This is a genomic window from Halovulum marinum (assembly GCF_009697225.1).
Classification (GTDB): Bacteria; Pseudomonadota; Alphaproteobacteria; order Rhodobacterales; family Rhodobacteraceae; genus Halovulum; species Halovulum marinum.
Genome location: NZ_WIND01000015.1, coordinates 41,834 through 60,771, shown reverse-complemented (window position 1 = coordinate 60,771; position 18,938 = coordinate 41,834). Strand labels below are relative to the sequence as shown.

Annotated in this window: 20 protein-coding genes; 12 read left to right on the top strand and 8 right to left on the bottom strand. The window is 70.5% G+C overall.

The genetic code is table 11. From position 1 onward, the window contains the following. The first annotated feature begins 219 nt into the window (after window positions 1–219). Genes proS through GE300_RS16055 form a run of 3 tightly spaced genes read left to right on the top strand, consistent with a single transcriptional unit; the run spans window position 220 to window position 3,520 of the window. Window positions 220–1,560, top strand: a complete 1,341-nt coding sequence (gene proS / locus GE300_RS16065) for a proline--tRNA ligase (protein WP_154447893.1) — start codon at window positions 220–222, stop codon at window positions 1,558–1,560. A 3-nt stretch (window positions 1,561–1,563) separates the two neighbouring features. Next, the gene (locus GE300_RS16060) at window positions 1,564–2,844 is read left to right on the top strand and encodes a lipoprotein-releasing ABC transporter permease subunit (protein WP_154447891.1); all 1,281 of its coding nucleotides are present in this window, start codon (window positions 1,564–1,566) and stop codon (window positions 2,842–2,844) included. Continuing rightward, entirely contained in the window at window positions 2,837–3,520 is a 684-nt protein-coding gene (locus GE300_RS16055; RefSeq protein ID WP_154447889.1) for an ABC transporter ATP-binding protein, read from the top strand. The genes GE300_RS16060 and GE300_RS16055 overlap by 8 nt, the downstream gene beginning before the upstream one ends. A 61-nt stretch (window positions 3,521–3,581) precedes the next feature. Here GE300_RS16055 and GE300_RS16050 read toward each other — a convergent pair whose 3' ends face one another. Next, a complete protein-coding gene (locus GE300_RS16050) occupies window positions 3,582–4,592 on the bottom strand; it encodes a hypothetical protein (protein WP_154447887.1) in 1,011 nt (336 codons plus the stop codon). A gap of 210 nt (window positions 4,593–4,802) precedes the next feature. On the opposite strand from GE300_RS16050, the gene GE300_RS16045 reads away from it, so the two are divergent. Next, complete coding sequence (locus tag GE300_RS16045) at window positions 4,803–5,543, top strand: sulfotransferase family 2 domain-containing protein (protein WP_325063276.1); 741 nt, start codon at window positions 4,803–4,805, stop codon at window positions 5,541–5,543. A gap of 67 nt (window positions 5,544–5,610) precedes the next feature. After that, entirely contained in the window at window positions 5,611–5,775 is a 165-nt protein-coding gene (locus GE300_RS16040; RefSeq protein WP_154447883.1) for a hypothetical protein, read from the top strand. Here GE300_RS16040 and GE300_RS16035 read toward each other — a convergent pair. Genes GE300_RS16035 through GE300_RS16025 form a run of 3 tightly spaced genes read right to left on the bottom strand, consistent with a single transcriptional unit; the run spans window position 5,772 to window position 8,054 of the window. Further along, entirely contained in the window at window positions 5,772–7,106 is a 1,335-nt protein-coding gene (locus GE300_RS16035) for an MATE family efflux transporter (protein ID WP_154447880.1), read from the bottom strand. The genes GE300_RS16040 and GE300_RS16035 overlap by 4 nt on opposite strands. After that, complete coding sequence (locus GE300_RS16030; RefSeq protein WP_154447878.1) at window positions 7,096–7,608, bottom strand: PaaI family thioesterase; 513 nt, start codon at window positions 7,606–7,608, stop codon at window positions 7,096–7,098. The genes GE300_RS16035 and GE300_RS16030 overlap by 11 nt, the downstream gene beginning before the upstream one ends. Beyond that, a complete protein-coding gene (locus tag GE300_RS16025) occupies window positions 7,608–8,054 on the bottom strand; it encodes a PaaI family thioesterase (RefSeq protein ID WP_154447876.1) in 447 nt (148 codons plus the stop codon). The genes GE300_RS16030 and GE300_RS16025 overlap by 1 nt, the downstream gene beginning before the upstream one ends. A 163-nt stretch (window positions 8,055–8,217) precedes the next feature. On the opposite strand from GE300_RS16025, the gene GE300_RS16020 reads away from it, so the two are divergent. The 7 genes from GE300_RS16020 (at window position 8,218) to GE300_RS15990 (ending at window position 15,451) form a co-directional block, all read left to right on the top strand. After that, window positions 8,218–8,616: a MerR family transcriptional regulator gene (locus GE300_RS16020; RefSeq protein WP_154447874.1), complete on the top strand. Its 399-nt coding sequence runs from the start codon at window positions 8,218–8,220 to the stop codon at window positions 8,614–8,616. Between the two features lie 95 nt (window positions 8,617–8,711). Further along, entirely contained in the window at window positions 8,712–10,490 is a 1,779-nt protein-coding gene (locus GE300_RS16015; protein ID WP_154447872.1) for an acyl-CoA dehydrogenase C-terminal domain-containing protein, read from the top strand. Between the two features lie 52 nt (window positions 10,491–10,542). Beyond that, a complete protein-coding gene (locus GE300_RS16010) occupies window positions 10,543–11,175 on the top strand; it encodes a glutathione S-transferase family protein (protein WP_154447870.1) in 633 nt (210 codons plus the stop codon). Further along, window positions 11,172–11,567 (top strand): hypothetical protein, encoded by a 396-nt coding sequence (locus GE300_RS16005; RefSeq protein WP_154447868.1) that lies wholly within the window; start codon window positions 11,172–11,174, stop codon window positions 11,565–11,567. Before GE300_RS16010 ends, GE300_RS16005 begins: the two co-directional genes overlap by 4 nt. Beyond that, window positions 11,560–12,771: an acetyl-CoA C-acetyltransferase gene (locus GE300_RS16000; RefSeq protein WP_154447866.1), complete on the top strand. Its 1,212-nt coding sequence runs from the start codon at window positions 11,560–11,562 to the stop codon at window positions 12,769–12,771. Before GE300_RS16005 ends, GE300_RS16000 begins: the two co-directional genes overlap by 8 nt. Then, window positions 12,771–13,253 (top strand): cupin domain-containing protein, encoded by a 483-nt coding sequence (locus tag GE300_RS15995; RefSeq protein ID WP_154447864.1) that lies wholly within the window; start codon window positions 12,771–12,773, stop codon window positions 13,251–13,253. The genes GE300_RS16000 and GE300_RS15995 overlap by 1 nt, the downstream gene beginning before the upstream one ends. Further along, window positions 13,250–15,451 carry a 3-hydroxyacyl-CoA dehydrogenase NAD-binding domain-containing protein gene (locus tag GE300_RS15990; protein ID WP_154447862.1) on the top strand — a complete coding sequence of 734 codons (2,202 nt, stop codon included), beginning with the start codon at window positions 13,250–13,252 and terminating at the stop codon, window positions 15,449–15,451. Before GE300_RS15995 ends, GE300_RS15990 begins: the two co-directional genes overlap by 4 nt. Before the next feature lie 62 nt (window positions 15,452–15,513). On the opposite strand, the gene GE300_RS15985 is transcribed toward GE300_RS15990, so the two are convergent. The 4 genes from GE300_RS15985 to GE300_RS15970 form a co-directional block, all read right to left on the bottom strand. Then, window positions 15,514–16,434 (bottom strand): LysM peptidoglycan-binding domain-containing protein, encoded by a 921-nt coding sequence (locus GE300_RS15985; protein ID WP_233417089.1) that lies wholly within the window; start codon window positions 16,432–16,434, stop codon window positions 15,514–15,516. An 89-nt stretch (window positions 16,435–16,523) separates the two neighbouring features. Continuing rightward, on the bottom strand, window positions 16,524–17,594 hold the full coding sequence (locus GE300_RS15980; RefSeq protein ID WP_325063275.1) for a quinone-dependent dihydroorotate dehydrogenase: 1,071 nt from the start codon (window positions 17,592–17,594) through the stop codon (window positions 16,524–16,526). Further along, entirely contained in the window at window positions 17,591–17,923 is a 333-nt protein-coding gene (locus tag GE300_RS15975) for a DUF952 domain-containing protein (RefSeq protein ID WP_154447855.1), read from the bottom strand. The genes GE300_RS15980 and GE300_RS15975 overlap by 4 nt, the downstream gene beginning before the upstream one ends. A 43-nt stretch (window positions 17,924–17,966) precedes the next feature. After that, window positions 17,967–18,893, bottom strand: coding sequence for a DMT family transporter (locus GE300_RS15970; protein ID WP_154447853.1), 927 nt, complete (start codon window positions 18,891–18,893; stop codon window positions 17,967–17,969). Window positions 18,894–18,938 lie beyond the last annotated feature (45 nt).

Sequence of the window (18,938 nt, the reverse complement as noted above, 5' to 3'; positions counted from 1 at the left end):
CGTCTCCCCAGACTTGGGCTGTGGCCCTTTTTTCGCCCGAATGTTCTGGCGCGCGGTGGGGATTCGCCCCGCCGCGGCGGTTTGTTGCCGGGCAAGCATGAGTAAGCATTTTCCGACCGCTTTGGCAAACCCGAAATTTCCTTGCCCGACACGCTGCATTGCACAAGGGACGGGCTTGGCCTAATTGGGCAGTCGAGTTCGCAAGCCTTCGGAGTCCGCATGCGCCTGTCCCGCTATTTCCTGCCCATCCTGAAAGAGACGCCGTCCGAGGCGCAAATCGTCTCGCACCGGCTGATGCTGCGCGCCGGGATGATCCGCCAGGCCAGCGCCGGGATCTATTCGTGGCTGCCGCTGGGCTTCAAGGTTCTGCGCCGGCTGGAGCAGATCGTCCACGAGGAACAGCAGCGCGCAGGCCATATCCCGATGCTGATGCCGACGATCCAGTCGGCCGAGCTGTGGCAGGAGAGCGGCCGCTACAACGCCTATGGCCCCGAGATGCTGCGCATCCGCGACCGGCACGACCGCGACATGCTGTACGGCCCGACCAACGAGGAGCTGATCACCGACATCTTCCGCAGTTCGGTCCGCAGCTATCGCGAGTTGCCGCTGACGCTGTACCACATCCAGTGGAAGTTCCGGGACGAGATCCGGCCCCGGTTCGGGGTGATGCGCGGCCGCGAGTTCCTGATGAAGGACGGCTACAACTTCGACCTGACGAAGGAAGACGCGCTGCACGCCTACAACCGGCATTTCGTCAGCTACCTGCGCACCTACGAGCGCATGGGCCTGAAGGCGATCCCGATGCGCGCCGACACCGGGCCGATCGGCGGCGACTACAGCCACGAGTTCCTGGTGCTGGCCGACACGGGCGAGTCGGAAGTGTTCTACGACAGCAGGGTCACGGATTTCGAGTTCGGCGACCGCGCCATCGACTTCGACGACCGCGCCGCGCTGCAGGGCATCTACGACCAGTGGACCAGCCTGTATGCCCGCACCGACGAGACGCACGATGATACGGTCTTTGCCGAGGTGCCCGAGGACCGCCGCCGCAAGGCGCGCGGCATCGAGGTCGGGCAGATCTTCTATTTCGGCACCAAGTACTCCGAGCCGATGGGCGCGAAGGTGCAGGGGCCGGACGGGCAGGCGGTGCCGGTGCACATGGGCAGCCACGGGATCGGCGTCAGCAGGCTGGTCGGCGCGCTGATCGAGGCGAACCACGACGAGAACGGCATCGTCTGGCCGGCCTCGGTCGCGCCGTTCAAGGTCGGCGTGGTCAACCTCAAGCAGGGCGACACCGACGCCGACGCGGCGTGCGAGGCGCTTTACGCCGGGTTGGCGACGCGCGGTCTGGACCCGCTCTACGACGACCGCGAGGAGCGGGCGGGAGCGAAGTTCGCCGGCATGGACCTGATCGGCTGCCCCTGGCGGATCACCGTCGGACCGCGCGGGCTGAAGAACGGCGTGGTGGAGCTGACCTGCCGGCGCACCGGCGAAAGCGAGGAGCTGAGCCCCGAGGCGGCGCTGGACGCCTGCGCGCAGCGCCTGGCCAGAGCGCTGTAAGACATGACCCCGCGCCCGTTCTCGGCCTACGAGCGCATGATCGCCTGGCGCTACCTGCGCGCCCGGCGGCGCGAGGGCGGCGTCAGCGTGATGTCTGTGATCAGCCTGGTCGGCGTGTCGCTGGCGGTGTTCGCGCTGATCGCCACGCTGGCGGTGCGCTCGGGCTTCCGCACCGAGTTCGTCGACACGATCATCGGCGCCAACGCCCATGTGACGCTGCGCGCCACGCCGGTCTACGACGAGTACGGGCTGGTGCGCGACACGATCCAGGATTACGAGCGGCTGGCCGATGTGGCGGCCCGGGTGCCGGGCGTGGTGCGCGCCGCGCCGATGATCAACGGGCAGGTCATGGCCACGGCCAACGGCCGCAACAGCGGCGTCGAGATCTACGGCGAGACGCTGGAGGATCTGAAGACGATCCCGCTGGTCTCGACCCCCGAGACGGCGCAGGGGGATCTTGCGCGCTATGGCGAGGGCATCGCCATCGGCTCGGGCATCGCGCGCGAGCTGCGGCTGGGCGTGGGCGACGTGCTGCGGCTGATCTCGCCCGACGGGGTGAAGGGGCCGTTCGGCACCACGCCGCGGATCGTCGACTACGAGGTGGTCTACATCTTCCAGGTCGGGCGCTACGACATCGACCGCACCCGGATCTACATGCCCTTCGAGGAGGCGCAGAGCTTCTTCAACCGCGAGGGCATGGCGGACGGGATCGAGATCATGGTCGAGGAGCCCGAGGCGGTGAACGCGTCGGTGCCGGCTCTGGTCGCCGCCGCCGGGCCCGAGGTCTATGCCTTCACCTGGCGCGACCAGTGGCAGAGCTTCCTGCGGGCGCTGGAGATGGAGGACAACATCATGTTCATCATCCTGTCGATCCTGGTGATGGTCGCCTCGCTGAACATCGTCTCGGGGCTGATCATGCTGGTCAAGAACAAGGGCCGCGACGTCGGCATCCTGCGCACCATGGGCCTGAGCGAGGGCGCGGTGCTGCGGGTGTTCTTCATGTGCGGCGCGTCGATCGGGCTGGCCGGCACGCTGATCGGGGTGGTCCTGGGCAGCCTGTTCGCGATCTACATCGACCCGATCTTCAACGCGGTGAACTGGATCCTCGGCGGCGGCGCGTGGGACCCGTCGGTGCGGTACCTGTCCAGGCTTCCGGCCGAGCTGCGCTGGGAGGACGTGGCCAAGGCCGTCGCCTTGTCGCTGGGCCTGTCGTTCGGCGTGACCTATTTCCCGGCCCGCCGCGCCGCGCGCCTGAACCCGGTCGAGGCGCTGCGCTATGAATGAGCCGGCACTGGTCCTGGAGGGCATCGAGAAGGCCTACAACCCCGGCCGGCGCAACGAGGTGCGGGTGCTGAACGGCGCCGCGGCGCGGATCGAGGCCGGCGAGGTCGTCGGCCTGCTGGCGCCCTCGGGCGCGGGCAAGTCGACGCTGCTGCACATCGCCGGGCTGCTGGAGACCGCGGACGCGGGCGAGATCCGCATCGCCGGGCAGGCGGCCAGCGGCGGCGGCGACCGGCTGCGCACGCGGCTGCGGCGCGACGGGATCGGCTTCATCTACCAGTTCCACCACCTGCTGCCCGAGTTCTCGGCCCGCGAGAACGTCGCGCTGCCGCAGATGGCGGCGGGGCAAGGCGCGGCGGCGGCGCGGGCGCGCGCCGACGACCTGCTGGGCCGGGTCGGCCTGCAGGACCGGCTGGACCACCGCCCCGGCGAGCTGTCGGGCGGCGAGCAGCAGCGCGTCGCCTTCTGCCGGGCGCTGGCCAACGCGCCCAAGCTGCTGCTGGCCGACGAGCCGACCGGCAATCTGGATCCCGACACCTCGGACCGGGTGTTCGCGGCGATGCTGGAGGTGGTGCGCGAGACCGGCCTGGGCGCGCTGATCGCCACCCACAACCACGAGCTGGCGCAGCGCATGGACCGTGTGCTGCGGCTGGACCACGGCCGGCTGGTCGCGGCCTGAGCCTGCGCCCGAGCCGCCGCCCGAACTGCCGCCCGAGCCGCCATCGGCGCCGCCGCCGCTTTCAGCTTTCGCAGATGTTCTGCAGCGCCACCCAGTCGGCGTCGCGCGGCAGCGCCGGGGTCAGCCCCTCGGGGACCGGCGGCGCGGGCACGGCCAGGTCGGGGAAGCGGCGGCGCAGGTCGTCCAGGAAGGGCCGCGGATCGATGCCGCGTCCGGCCAGCGCGGCGACCGCCGCCGCCACCGCCGCGGGCGCCGGCGGCGCGGTCTGCCCGGCGGTCTGCCGCGCCATCTCGGCGACGTCGCCGGGGCCGATCCGGCCCGAGGTCAGGAACGCCATTGCCTCGGTCACGCCCAGGTCCCGGGTCCAGCCGCGCAGCGCCGAGGCGTCGCGCCCGCCGGCGGCGGCCAGGGCCAGCCAGCCGGCCACCACCTCGGCCGCCGGGGCGCGCTCGACCAGGCGGCGCGACAGCAGCACGCTGCCGTCGGGCAGGATGGCGGCGGGCGGGGCGTCCCAGGCCATCACCTCGACGCGCACGCCGGGCGCGGCGCGGCCGGTCAGCCGCCGCAGGCTGCGCCGTCCCTCGGGGGTCAGGCAGGCGGGGCGGTCCAGCGCGGCGCGGATCCGGCCGGCGATCTGCTCGGCCTGTTCGGCGGTGACGAGGGCATAGGCGCGGGCGCGCAGCGCGTCCGGCGCCGCCCAGCCGAGCGCGGCCAGCCCCGTCGCCACCGCGGCGGGCAGCAGCAGCCGGCGCAGCCGCCGCATGCGCGGCGCGGCGCGGCCGCGGACCCGGGCCATGCGGCTGACCTCGGCGATCGCCTCGATCATGTCCCGATCGCGAACTTCCAGCACTTCGTCGGTGCCGGCGTCGGGGGCGTAGAGCGCCACCCCGCCGTCGAAAGCGACGCGCCCGGTCGCGGCCAGCGACCAGTGCGTCAGCGGCTCCTCGTCGAACGAGGACAGCACCAGCGTGGCATTGCCGAACGAGACCAGCACCTCGCGCCAGGCGGCGTCGGGGGCCTCGCGCCAGCGGCCTGCCGCCTCGAGCCGGATGTATCTGTCGAGCGCCGTCACAGCGTGGTCGGTCCTGCCTCGGGGGTTGCCGGCGGGTCGCCTGCCGGGCCTCTTATAAGGGCGGAACGGGCGGTTCCTCAAGCCTTCGCGGGTGCTTTCCGGCGCCGCTTGCCGGGCCGCCGCGCGCGGCTTCTTGACCGGTCGCGGGGCGGCTGCTATCGGCGGTTCATGCACGATGCCGCACCAGCGAAAGGCCCGATCGGGGCCCTTGTGGACCTTCACGGCGGCCGGCCGGCGCTGAGCCGGCACGTGCACGTCTCGGCCGAGCACGGCTTCGTCTACTTCTCGAACCCCAAGGTCGCCTGTTCCTCGACCAAGGCCAGCCTGAACCTGGCGGTGGCGGCGCGCAGCGGCCAGCCGCTGGAGCTGCGCTCGATGGAGCAGATCCACGACCGCGGGCACAACCCGCTGGCAAGCCCGCGCGAGCTGGGCTGGAAGCGTTTCGGCGCGATGCTGCGCGACCCGCAGGTGCTGCGCTTCAGCTTCGTGCGCGACCCGCTGAAGCGGTTCGTCTCGGCCTATCTGAGCAAGCTGGACGAGGCCAAGCGCGGCTCGGGGCAGAGCCGGCGGCTGTTCGCGCACCTGGGCTGGGAGCAGGGCCACCCGCTGAGCCTGCAGGATTTTGCCGCGCTGGTGCGCGCCGACGAGACGGTGCGCGAGCTGGACCCGCACTGGCGGCTGCAGCGGCGGCAGATCGGTTTCGACGTGGTCGACTTCGGCTTCATCGGCGACCACGCCGCCTTCGCCCGCGACTTCGAGCTGATCGCGCGCCGGATCTTCGGCGCGCCGGTCGAGGTGTTCGACACCCGGACGGCGTTCGGCCGCTTCACCCGGCCCTCGGATGTCGAGGTGACCGAACAGGTGCGCCGCGACGTCGCCGCCGCCTATGCCGAGGACTACGCCATGCTGGACGAGATCCGCGCCCGCGGCCTCGGCCAGATGGCGGCCTGAGGGTATCCACGTCTGCGCCGACGTCATCGGCCACCAGGAATGCCGGGCCGATGATTCCGGCGCGCCGGTGCCGGTGCTCGACACCCGCGCCGCGTTCCACACGTTCAAGAAGTTTCGCACCCATGTCGACGAGATCGGTCCGGCCCTGCACCGCGACAACGAGGCGGCCTGGGCCGAGGATTTCGAGATGCCGGAGCAGATTGGCGCGCGCGGGCCGGACCGGCTGTGCTAGGCCGCGGTTGGCAGCGGCGTCACGTCGCGCTCCAGCGCCGGGTAGCGCAGGAACAGCGTGATCCCGCGGGCCACGTTCAGCACCATCAGCGCCGCCCACAGGCCGTGGTTGCCGAAGGCGGGCAGCAGGATCGCCAGCGCCGCGGCGTAGATCAGCACCGAGACCAGCATCGCGTTGCGCATCTGCCGGGTGCGGGTCGCGCCGATGAAGATGCCGTCGAGCATCCACGCCGCCGCGCCCGCGACAGGGGCCAGCGCCACCCAGGGCAGGTAGATCCGCGCCGCGTGCTGCACCTCGGGCGCCTTGGCCATGGTGTCGATCAGCCACGGCCCGGCCAGCCAGAACCCCAGCCCCAGCGGCAGCGCCAGCCCGCAGCCCCAGACCGAGGCCATCACCGCCGAGCGCCGCAGCAGCGCCCGGTTGCGCGCGCCCAGCGCGCTGCCCACCAGCGCCTCGGCGGCGAAGGCGAAGCCGTCCATGGCGAAGGCGGTGATCTGCAGGAACTGCACCAGCACCTGGTTCGCCGCCAGCGTCACGTCGCCCAGATCCGCACCCAGGAACAGGAAGGCGACGAAGGTGATCTGCAGCAGCACCGAGCGCACCAGGATGTCGGCGTTGACCCGCGCCATGCGCGCGATCCGGGCCCGGTCGAACACCCGCGCCCAGTCGCGCCACTGGTCGCCCGCGAAGGCCGAGCGGCACAGCCACAGACCCAGCCCCAGCGCAGTCCATTCGGCGATGATCGTGGCCACCGCGACGCCGCCGACGCCAAGGCCCAGCCCGAGCACGAACCACAGGTCCAGCACGATGTTCAACCCGTTCATCCAGATCTGCAGGATCAGCACGGCGCGGGTGCGTTCCATCGCGATCAGCCAGCCGTTGATGGCGAAGATGGCGATCGCGGCGGGCGCGCCCCAGACCCGGATCGACAGGTAGGTGCGGGCCAGGCCCTCGACCTCGTCCGAGGCCGGGGCGACGGCGAAGGCGGCGTGGAACAGCGGCCATTGCAGCAGGATGAACATCAGGCCGCCCGCGGCGCCGATCAGCAGCGCGCGCGTCAGCAGGGCGCCGGTCTCGGCCACCTCGCCGGCGCCGCGGGCCTGCGCCACCAGCCCGGTCGTGCCCATGCGCAGGAAGCTGTAGATCCAGTAGAACATCGAGATGATCACCGCGCCCAGCCCGATCGCGCCGATCGGCGCGGCCAGGCCCAGCTGGCCGACGACGCCGGTGTCGACCGCGCCCAGGATCGGCACGGTGGCGTTCGACAGCACGATCGGCACGGCGATCTTCAGGATGCGCCGGTGGGTGATCGCCTGCGGCTCAGCGCTCATCGGGCGGCGGCATCAGGAAATGCCCGGTGGCCTGCGCGAACAGCCGGGCGCGGTTGTCCTGCCAGGCCTCGACGTGCACGCTGGCATAGCGCCGCCCCGAGCGGTTGATCCGCGCCCGCGCATAGGCGTCGCGAGGCAGCCCCGAGCGCAGGTAGTCGATGGTGAAGTCGATGGTTCGCGGCATCGGCGGAAAGCGCCCGGCGTCGATCGCCGCCGCGCCCTCGGGGCCGCTTTCCATCTTGTCCCAGACCATCGACCATTCCAGCTCGACCACCGCGGCGATCTCGAGGAACGCGCCGACCGCGCCGCCGTGCAGCGCCGGCAGCATCGGGTTGCCGATCAGCCGGTCGGCGTAGGCCAGGATCGCCGTCAGCTCGTCGCCGCGGCGCTCGAAGCTGATGCCGAGATGGCGGATGTAGGGCACGCAGTCGACCATGCGGTTCAGCGCCTTCTCGCGCCGCTCCTTGACCACCTGTACCGGCTCGGGACGGGGCCGGGGCATCAGCCGGCCCGCTTCGGCGGCTGGCCCGGCTCGACCGTGAAGGCGCCGTTGGCGGCGGCCACCGGCGTGTCCGGCGCGTCGGTCCAGGCGGTGGCGCGCACGAACGCGACCGAGCGGGTCATGCGGTAGCAGTCGGCCCGCGCCGTCACCGTCCGGCCCGGCGTCGCCGGGCGCATGTAGTCGATGCGCAGGTCCAGCGTCGCGGTGCCGCCCGGCGCGGCCGGATGCGCCATCACCGCGGTGCCGGCGCAGGTGTCCAGCAGCGCGGTGATCACCCCGCCCGCCAGCACGCCGGTGCCCGGATCGCCGACGAAGCGCGCGTCGTAGCCCACGGTCATCACCGCGAAGCCGTCGCCGACCTCGGCGACTTCCATGCCCAGATCGGCCGCGTGCGGCAGGGCGGCGACGAACTGGCGGGCGATGCGGGTCTTTTCCTCGGGTGTCATGCGATCCGCTTAACACGCGGCGCGGTGGCGAAAAACGGGAATCGTCGGAGCCGCGACGGGTCCGCGATCCCGCAACCGGTTGACGTGAACGTAAACTTTTCCATTGCCCTTACGTTCACGTCAACCTACAATCGTTGCAGGGAGAAACTGTGGGAGGCATCCCATGAATGATGAGCACTGGACCATCGGCCGCATGTGCGAGGAATTCGGCGTCACGCCGCGCACGTTGCGGTTCTACGAGGCCAAGGAACTGCTGTCGCCGGTCCGCGAGGGCCAGAAGCGGCTGTTCACCCGGCGCGACCGCGCCCGGCTGAAGCTGATCCTGCAGGGAAAGCGCTTCGGCTATTCGCTGGAGGAGATCCGGCAGCTTCTGAACCTCTACTACATCAACGACCAGCAGGCGACGCAGATCTCGCGCACGTACGAGCTGGGGCAGAAGCACCTGACGGCGATGATCGCCAAGCGCGACGAGCTGAACGAGGCGATCGCCGAGTTCCAGGAAAAGCTGAGTTGGGGCGAGCAGGTGCTGGCCTCGAAAGGGGTGAAGAAGGCCGCAGAATGAAGACCGCGGAATAGGCGGCCGAACCCCGAAAACCCGATGTTCGGCGGCCGGTATCCATCGGCCGCCCCCGTCCAGACGACCCGAAGGGAGACGAAATGCCCAGCTACACCGCCCCGATCAGGGACCTGTCCTTCGTCCTGCACGACCTGCTGGCCGTGCAGGACGGCGACATCCCCGGCTATGCCGACCTCGACCGGGAGTTCACCTCCGCCATCCTGGAGGAGGCGGGCAAGATCGCCCGCGACGTGCTGGCGCCGCTGAACATGGTCGGCGACACAAGGGGCTGCACGCTGGAGAACGGCGTGGTGCGCACCCCCGAGGGCTTCAAGGCGGCGTTCGACACCGTGCGCGCGGGCGGCTGGATGGGCCTGGACTGCGATCCGGACTACGGCGGCCAGGGCATGCCGCAGGTGCTGGCGACGGCGGTGGGCGAGACGCAGGTCGCCGCCAACATGGCGCTGAACATGTACTGGGGCCTGACCCACGGCGCCTATTCGGCGATCCACAAGCACGGCACCGAGGCGCAGAAGCAGACCTATCTGCCGAAGCTGGTCTCGGGCGAGTGGACCGGCACGATGAACCTGACCGAGCCGCACTGCGGCACCGACCTGGGCCTGCTGCGCACCAAGGCCGAACCGCTGGACGACGGCAGCTACCGCATCACCGGGCAGAAGATCTTCATCTCGGCCGGCGAGCACGACATGGCCGACAACATCATCCACCTGGTGCTGGCCCGGATCCCCGGCGGCCCCGAGGGCGTGAAGGGCATCAGCCTGTTCGTGGTGCCGAAGTTCATGGTGCACGAGAACGGCAGCCTGGGCGCGCGCAACGGCGTGAGCTGCGGCAAGATCGAAGAGAAGATGGGCATCCACGGCAACGCCACCTGCGTGATGAACTACGACGGCGCCGTGGGCTATCTGGTCGGGCAGGAGCACAAGGGCCTGCGCGCGATGTTCACGATGATGAACGAGGCGCGGCTGGGCGTCGGCCTGCAGGGGCTGGCGCAGGCCGAGGCGGCGTACCAGAACGCGCTGGCCTACGCCAGGGACCGGCTGCAGGGCCGCGACGTGACCGGCGCGCAGAACCCGGACGGGCCCGCCGATCCGCTGATCGTGCACCCGGACGTGCGGCGGATGCTGATGGACCAGAAAAGCTTCGTCGAGGGCGGCCGCGCCTTCCTGCTGTGGGGCGCGACGCTGATCGACCGCTCGACGCGGCTGGACGACGCCGAGGCCGAGGGGCTGGTCAGCCTGCTGATCCCGGTGATCAAGGGCTTTCTGACCGACAAGGGCTTCGAGGCCACGGTGCAGGCGCAGCAGGTCTACGGCGGCCACGGCTACATCGAGGAATGGGGCATGTCGCAGTTCGCCCGCGACGCCCGCATCGCGATGATCTACGAGGGCACGAACGGCGTGCAGGCGCTGGATCTGGTGGGCCGCAAGCTGGGCGCCGACGGCGGCCGGCACGTGATGGCCTTCTTCGAGCTGGTGAAGGGGTTCATCAAGGAGCACGAGTCCGACGAGACGCTGAAGGCGGGGTTCCTCGAGCCGCTGAAGCAGGCGTCGAAGGACCTGCAGGCGGCGGGCATGTACTTCATGCAGAACGGCATGAAGAACCCGAACGCGGCGCTGGCGGGCTCGACCGATTTCCTGCACCTGTTCGGCCATGTCTGCCTGGGGCTGATGTGGGCGAAGATGGCCCGGGCCGCCACCGCGGCGCTGGCGGCGGGCGCGGGCGACCGCGACTTCCTGCAGGCCAAGATCGCCACCGGACGCTATTATATGGCGCGCCAACTGCCCGCGACGGGGATGCACCTGAAGCGGATCGAGAGCGGCGCCGAGCCGGTCATGGCGCTGGACGCCGCCGCGTTCTGACCGGGCCGCGGCGCGGGCCGCGCCGCCGCCGCATGTTCAGGGGGATGCGCCGATGCTGTCGCAACTGCACTGCTTCGCCCAGTCCGGCAACGCCTACAAGGCGGCGCTGATGCTGGAGCTGTGCGGCGAGCCGTGGGAGCCGGTGCACGTCCGGTTCTTCGAGGGCGCGGCGCGCACATCGGAATACGCCGCCGTCAACGAGATGGCCGAGGTGCCGGTCTACAGCGACGGGCGCGTGCGGCTGAGCCAGTCCGGGGTGATCCTCGACTACCTGTCACACAAGCACCGCTGCTTCGGCGCCGAGACCGAGGCCGAGCGGCTGGAGATCCTGCGCTGGACGCTATGGGACAATCACAAGCTGACCGCGAACATCGCCACCGCCCGGTTCATGCAGCTGTACCTGGCCGAAAGGCACCGCAACCCGGACGTCATCGCCTTCCTGATGGGTCGCGCCCGGGCGGCGCTGGGCGTGCTGGAGCGGCGGCTGGAGGCGCGCGACTGGATCGTCGCCGACCGGCCGACGACCGCGGATCTGTCCTGTGCCGGCTACATCTGGTTCCTCGAGGAGATCGGGCTGGAGCCGGCCCCCGCCACCGCGGCCTGGCGCGACCGCCTGGCGGCGCAGCCGGGCTGGAAACATCCCTACGAGCTGATGCCGGGCCACCCGTTCGAGGCGGCGGAATGAGCGCCGCCGGCAATCCGGGTGCGTTCCTGTTCGCCGTGCTGGTTCTCGGCAGCGCCGCGGCGCTGGCCGCGCTGATCCTGCGCCGCGCCGAGGCGCGGCACCCGGACCCGGACGACACCCAGGTGCGCGGCGGTCTGGCGCACATGGTCGTCGGCATCCTGGCCTGGTTCGGGATCGTGTCGTTCGTGCTGATCTCGGTGGCGTTCGGCGGCGTGCTGGTGCCGCTGGCGCTGTGGGCCTGCGCCTGGCTGGGCGCGTCCCGCGTCGATTTCGGCCGCCGGCTGGTGCCGTTCTACCGTCTGCAGATGTCCTTCGCCGCGGCGGCGACGCTGGCCGCGCTGATCCTTTGGCTCACCACCATCAACACCATGCAAGGAGTGCCCAATGCCTGAGGCCTTTATCTACGACGCCGTCCGCACCCCGCGCGGCAAGGGCCGCAAGGACGGTGCGCTGCACGAGGTCACCTCGCTTCGCCTGTCCGCCGAGGTCCTGAACGCGCTCAAGCACCGCAACGACCTGGACACGCTCGCCGTCGAGGACGTGATCTGGGGCAACGTCACGCAAGTGGGCGAGCAGGGCGGCTGCCTGGCGCGCTCGGTGGTGCTGGCCTCGGAGTTCGACGAGCATGTGCCAGGCCTGTCGATCAACCGGTTCTGCGCCTCCGGGCTGGAGGCGGTGAACCTGGCCGCGAACCAGGTCCGCGCCGGCGCCGGGCAGGCCTATGTCGCCGGCGGGGTCGAGATGATGGGCCGGGTGCCGATGGGCTCGGACGGCGCGGCGATCGCGGTCGATCCGTCGCTGGCGATGAAATCCTATTTCGTGCCGCAGGGCATCGCCGCCGACATCATCGCCACCGAGTACGGCTTTTCCCGCGACGACGTCGACGCCTATGCGGTCGAAAGCCAGAAGCGCGCCGCCTACGCATGGGAGGAGGGGCGTTTCGAAAGGTCGGTCCTGACGGTGCGTGACCGGAACGGCCTGCCGATCCTGGATCGCGACGAGTACATGCGCCCCGGCACCGACATGCAGGCGCTGGGCGGGCTGAAGCCGGCGTTCAAGGAGCAGGGCGAGGTGATGCCCGGCTTCGACGCCATCGCGCTGCTGAAGTACCCGCACCTGGAAAAGGTCGCGCACGTCCACCACGCCGGCAACTCGTCGGGCATCGTCGATGGGGCGGCGGGCCTGCTGATCGGCGACCGGGCCTTCGGCGAGAAATACGGGCTGACGCCGCGCGCGCGGATCAAGGCGACGGCCAAGGTCGGCACCGATCCGACGATCATGCTGACCGGCCCGGTGCCGGCGACGCAGAAGGTCCTGGCCGAAGCGGGGATGAGCGTCTCGGATATCGACCTGTTCGAGGTGAACGAGGCGTTCTCGGCCGTCGTGCTGCGCTTCATGCAGGCCTTCGACGTGGATCACGACAAGGTCAACGTGAACGGCGGCGCGATCGCCATGGGCCATCCGCTGGGCGCGACCGGCGCGATGATCCTCGGCACCGCGCTGGACGAGCTGGAACGCACGGGCAAGGGCACGGCGCTGGCCACCCTGTGCGTCGCGTCCGGCATGGGGGCCGCCACCATCATCGAGCGCCTGTGATGGGCAAGCTGGACCTGAGCAAGATCGAGCCGCGCACCGGTTCGGGCTATCCCGAGCCGCATCGCGCCGCGGTCGCGGGGCGCTCGGGCTTGCGGCTGGGGGCTGCGGGCGGGCTGACCCAGTTCGGCGTGAACCTGATCACGCTGGCACCGGGCGCGTGGTCGTCGCAGCGCCACTGGCACCTGAACGAGGACGAGTTCGTCATGGTGACGGCGGGCGAGCTGACCCTGATCACCGACGCGGGCGAGGAGGTGATGCGCGCGGGCGACTGCGCCGCCTTTCCGGCGGGCATGCCGGACGGGCATCACCTGGTCAATCGCTCGGACGCGCCGGGCAGCTTCCTCGTGGTCGGCACCCGCGCCGCCGAGGACGAGTGCACCTATCCCGACATCGACATGAAGGCCGTATCCAGGGGCGGCGTGCATACCTTCCTGCACAAGGATGGCAGCCGCTTTGACGACGACACCGGAGGAAACGCATGAGCATCTTCACCTACGACGTGGACGCCGACGGCGTCGCGGTCCTGAGCTGGGACCAGCCGGGCACCTCGATGAACGTCATGACCATCGAGGGCTTCGAGGAGTTCGAGAGCCTGTTCGACAAGGCGATGGCAGACGACGCGGTGAAGGGCGTGGTCGTGACCTCGGCCAAGAAGGATTTCGCCGGGGGCATGGACCTGAAGGTGCTGGCGCAGATCCGCGACAAGGCGGGCGAGAACCCGGCGCAGGCGCTGTTCGACTTCACCATGAACGGCCACCGCATCCTGCGGAAGCTCGAGCGCAACAAAATGGACCCGAAGACGAACAAGGGCGGCAAGCCCGTTGCCTGGGCCAGCCCCGGCACCAGCGCCGGTATCGGCACCGAGGTCGCGCTGGCCTGTCACCGGCGGTTCGTGGCGGACAACCCCAAGGCCAGGATCGGCCTGCCCGAGATCATGATCGGCCTGTTCCCCGGCGCCGGCGGCACCACCCGCGTGACCCGGATGATGGGGCTGATGCCCGCCGCGCCGATCCTGCTGGAGGGCAAGATGCTGGCCCCGGCCAAGGCGAAGGCCGCCGGGCTGATCGACGAGGTGGTTCCGGCGGACGAGCTGCTGGCCCGCGCCAGGGCCTGGGTGCTGGAGGCGAAGGACGCCGACATCGTCAAGCCCTGGGACCAGAAGGGCTACAAGATGCCCGGCGGCACGCCCTATCACCCGGCCGGCTTCATGACCTTCGTCGGGGCGAGCGCGATGGTCCACGGCAAGACTCAGGGCGTCTATCCGGCGGCCAAGGCGATGCTGTCGGCGATCTACGAGGGCGCGATGGTGCCCTTCGACACGGCGCTGAAGATCGAGGCGCGCTGGTTCACCTCGGTGCTGATGAACCCGTCGTCCTCGGCGATGATCCGGTCGCTGTTCGTGAACAAGACCGCGCTGGAGAAGGGCGCGGTGCGGCCCGACGTGGGCGACGAGGCGGTGACGAAGGTCGGCGTGCTGGGCGCGGGCATGATGGGCGCGGGCATCGCCCATGTCGCCGCGCTGGCGGGCATCGAGGTGGTGCTGATCGACCAGGAACAGGCCGCCGCCGACAAGGGCAAGGCGCATTCCGAAGAACTGCTCGACAAGGGCATCGGCCGCAAGAAGGTGACGCCCGAGAAGAAGGCGCAGGTGCTGGCCCGGATCACCGCCACCACCGATCATGCCGCGCTTCAGGGCTGCGATCTGGTGGTCGAGGCGGTGTTCGAGGATCCGGGCGTGAAGGCCGACGTGACCGCGAAGGCCGAGGCGCAGATCCCCGACACCGCGATCTTCGCCACCAACACCTCGACCCTGCCGATCACCGAACTGGCCAAGGCCAGCCAGCGGCCCGAACAGTTCATCGGCATCCACTTCTTCAGCCCGGTGGACAGGATGATGCTGGTCGAGATCATCAAGGGCAAGCAGTCCGGCGACCGGGCGGTGGCCAAGGCGCTCGACTTCGTGCGGCAGATCCGCAAGACGCCGATCGTGGTCAACGACGCGCGCTTCTTCTACGCCAACCGCTGCATCATCCCCTACATCAACGAGGGCGTGGCGATGCTGGCCGAAGGTGTCGAGCCCGCGCTGATCGAGAATGCCGCCAAGCAGATGGGGATGCCGCTGGGGCCGCTGCAGCTGAACGACGAGACCTCGATCGACCTGGGCGTGAAGATCGCCAAGGCGACGAAGGCGGCGATGGGCGATGCCTATCCGGAAAGCGCGGCCAAGGCCGACGAGGTGCTGTTCAAGCTGTTCGACCTGGGCCGGTTGGGCCGCAAGGCGAACGCTGGCTATTACGAGTACGACGACAAGGGCAAGCGCACCGGCCTGTGGCTCGGCCTGCGCGAGCACTGGCCGGCGGCCGGGGATCAGCCCGACCTGACCCGGGTGCAGCACCGGCTGATTCTGGCGCAAGTGCTGGAGGCGGTCCGCGCGCTGGAGGACGGCGTGCTCGAGGACATCCGCGAGGGCGACGTGGGCGCGATCCTGGGCTGGGGCTTCATGCCGTGGTCGGGCGGGCCGTTCTCGTGGCTCGACATCATCGGCGCGCAGCGGGCGCTGGAGCTGTGCGAGGAGCTGTCCGAACTTGGGCCCCGTTTCGAGGCCCCCGCGCTGCTGCGCGAGATGGCGGCGAAGGGCGATACCTTCTATGGCCGGTTCGCGGCGGCGCAGGCCGCCTGAGCGGCGACAGGGGCGGCCGTCGCGCGACGGCCGCCCCGGCATTCGGTTCGGGCGAACCCGGCTCAGTTGCGGCGCGGGCGCACCTCCCGCAGCGACGTGACCTGGACCGTGCCGCGGCCCTGCTGGCAGAACGACACGTCGGCGAAGCGGCCCTCGACCTCGACGTATTCGCCGTCGGTGAACGGGATGTCGGTGCTGACGACTGCGTAAAGCTCGCCGTCCGGGGTGCGCAGCGTGAAGCACTCGGCGCCTTCGCGGATCCGGCCCTCCAGCGCGACGCGGCCGTCGCCGGCGCCGGCGCGGTCGATCACCTGGAAGTCGTTGGACCGCAGGGTCACACCGCGGTCGGTGTCGATGACGAAGGTCAGCACGTCGCCGGGATCGGCCCAGGCCGGCACCTCGACCTTGGTGGCGACGCGGCCCGTGTCACTGACCTGCACGTCCTCGAGCGGATACCAGTTGGCGCTCGACGGGCCGACGCCGATGGTGACCCAGTCGCCGGGGCGCAGCTCGTGCGCGCGGATCCGCACGTCGCTGCCCGGTGCGCCCTCGCGCGGGCGGACCCGGAACGCCGGCGTGCGGTCGATGCCGGGCACGTCGAGCACGTCGCCCACCATCAGCCGCAGCGGGTTCATGTCCTCGTTCGCGCGCAGCAGCTCGATCAGCGAAACGCCCAGCGTCTGCGCGATCGAGAACGCGGTGTCGCCCGACTTCACGCGGTAGCGGTCGGGCTGGCGTCCGCCGCCCGCATTGCCGGTCAGGCGGATTTCCTGGCCGATGGCCAGGTTGCGCGCCTCGATGCCGGAGTTGAGCTGGTAGATCCGGGTCAGGCCGACGCGGCAGCGCTGCGACACCTCGTAGAGCGTGTCGCCCGGCCGGATGGTGTAGCTGTCGCCGCAGGCGCTCTGGGCGGCGGCGGTGCCGCTCATGCCCAGCGCCGCAAGGCCCGAAATGGTCAGTATGCGCATCGTCTCGCGTTTCATCTGGCACTCCCTCTGGTCCTGTCGTCGAAAGGACAACAAGCCGCATATGGAGAGTGTTCCGCGCGGGCAAAGCATTGTTTCCGAATACTTCAGATAATTTGCAGTTTGTTTCGGATTATTTCGCGCCGCTGGCCGACCGCCTCGGCGACGGTCCCGTACCCGTCGGCTGTCAGGTACCGGTCCAGGCCGCGCCCGATGCGCCCGACCAGGCCGAGACCCTCGTAGACCAGCGCGCTGTACAGCTGCACCGCCCCCGCACCGGCGAGGATCTTGCTGTAGGCGTCCTTGGGGTCGGCGATCCCGCCCACGCCCATGACCGGCAGGTCGGTGCGCTCGGCCAGCTTCGCCAGCACCAGCGTCGAGAGGTGCATCAGCGGCCGGCCGGAAAGTCCGCCGGACTCGGCCGCGTGCGGGCCGTGCAGGTCCGGCCGGCTGGTGGTGGTGTTGGTGGCGACGATGGCGTCAAGGCCGGTCGCGGCCGCCGCCGCGGCGACCGCGTCCAGCCCGGCGTCGTCCAGGTCGGGGGCGATCTTGACCATCAGCGGCAGCGGCCGCGACAGCGCCTGGTTCGCCGCCTGCACCCGCTCCAGCACCGCGCGCAGCGCACCGGCGCCCTGCAGGTCGCGCAGCCGCTCGGTGTTGGGCGACGAGACGTTGACGGTGGCGAAATCCGCGAACAGCCCGCAGCGGGTCAATACGGCGGCGAAATCGGCGGCCTTGTCGTCGCTGTCCTTGTTGGCGCCCAGGTTGATGCCGACCACGCCCGAGGCCGGGCGCCGCTCCAGCCGCGCGGCGACCGCCTCCATGCCTTCGGAGTTGAAGCCGAAGCGGTTGATGATCGCGCGGTCCTGCGGCAGCCGGAACAGGCGCGGCCGCGGGTTGCCGGGCTGCGGCCGGGGGGTGACGGCGCCGACCTCGACGAAGCCGAAGCCGGCCTTCAGCAGCGGCGCCACCACCTCGGCGTTCTTGTCGAAGCCGGCGGCAAGGCCGACCGGGTTCGGCAGCTCCAGCCCGGCGAAGCGCGTGCGCAGCCGCGGGCTGTCCGGCATCCGGGGCAGGGGGGCGATGCCCAGCCGCAGCGCCCGGATCGCCAGCCCGTGCGCCCGCTCGGGGTCGAGGCGGTGCATCAGGCCGAGGCCCAGCCGTTCCAGCGCGCTCACAGCAGCCCCGTGAAGTCGTGGCCCTCCGGCCCGCGCGGCAGCGGCACCGCGCGCTGCACGTCGGCCAGCCGCAGCGGGCCGTAGAGGTGCGGGAATTCCTGCCCGCCGCGCGAGACCTCCCATCTCAGCGGCGCGAGGCGGCTCGCCTCAAGGGTCAGCAGCATCAGCCCGTCCGCGCCGGCGAAATGCTTCGCGGCGGTGCCGGGGGCCTGCTCGGCGGTCGACAGGTGGACATAGCCGTCGGCCACGTCCACCGGCGCGCCGGCGGTCTCTCCGGCCTGTTGCAGCGCCGCCCATTCGTCGGCGCGAAGGATCTTGTAAACCAGCATGGCGCGGTGATGGCCCGGCGCGGCGCGGCGGTCAAGCGTGCGCTCAGCCCTGCGGCGTCATCGCCTTGCGGGCGCGGCCGCGCTCCAGCCCCAGCTTGCGCTCGCGCCAGATGATGAACAGGCCGGCGCTGACGACCAGTGCCGCGCCCAGCAGCGTGCGGCCGGTGGGGGTCTCGTCGAAGAAGGCGTAGCCGACGACGATCGCCAGGATCATCGAGGTGTACTCGAACGGCGCCACCACCGAGGTCGGCGCGAACCGGTAGGCCGAGGTCAGCAGGATCTGCCCGACCCCGCCCAGCAGCCCAGCCGAGACCAGCAGCCCCAGCGTCAGCGGGTCGGGCATGATCCAGCCGAACGGGATCGTGAACAGCGACAAGACGGTGGTGGTGACCGAGAACCAGAACACGATCGAGGCGGTGGTCTCCTGGTGCACCAGCTTGCGCACGAACACCTGCGCCAGCGCCGCCAGCACCGCGCCCATCAGCGCCACCGTCGCGCCCAGAGTCTCGTACTGGGTGGCGTTCTCGAGCGAGGTGACCGACAGCCGCGGCGACAGCACCACCGTCACCCCGACCAGGCCGATCACCACCGCGGTCAGGCGGAACAGGCGCACGGTCTCGTTCAGGAACATCGCCGCGAAGACCACGATCAGCAGCGGCGCCGCATAGCCGATCGCCGTCACCTCGGGCAGCGGCAGCAGCCCCAGCGCGGTGAAGCCGCTGGCCATTGCCCCGGCGCCGACAAGGCCGCGCCAGACGTGGCCCATCGGGTTCCGCGTCGTCAACCCGTGCGGGAAGTCGTGCTGCATCGCCAGCCAGGTCAGGATCACCGGGATCGCCAGCGCCGAGCGGAAGAACACAGCCTCGCCCGCCGGCACGCCCGCGCCCGCCGCCGCCTTCACGCAGGCGGCCATGGCCGTGAACAGGGCGACCGACATGATCTTCAGCGCGATGCCGTGTAGCGGGTTCATGGAGGCTTTCGTCGTGGCGCGCGGAACCGGCGCGGGCGGATGTTA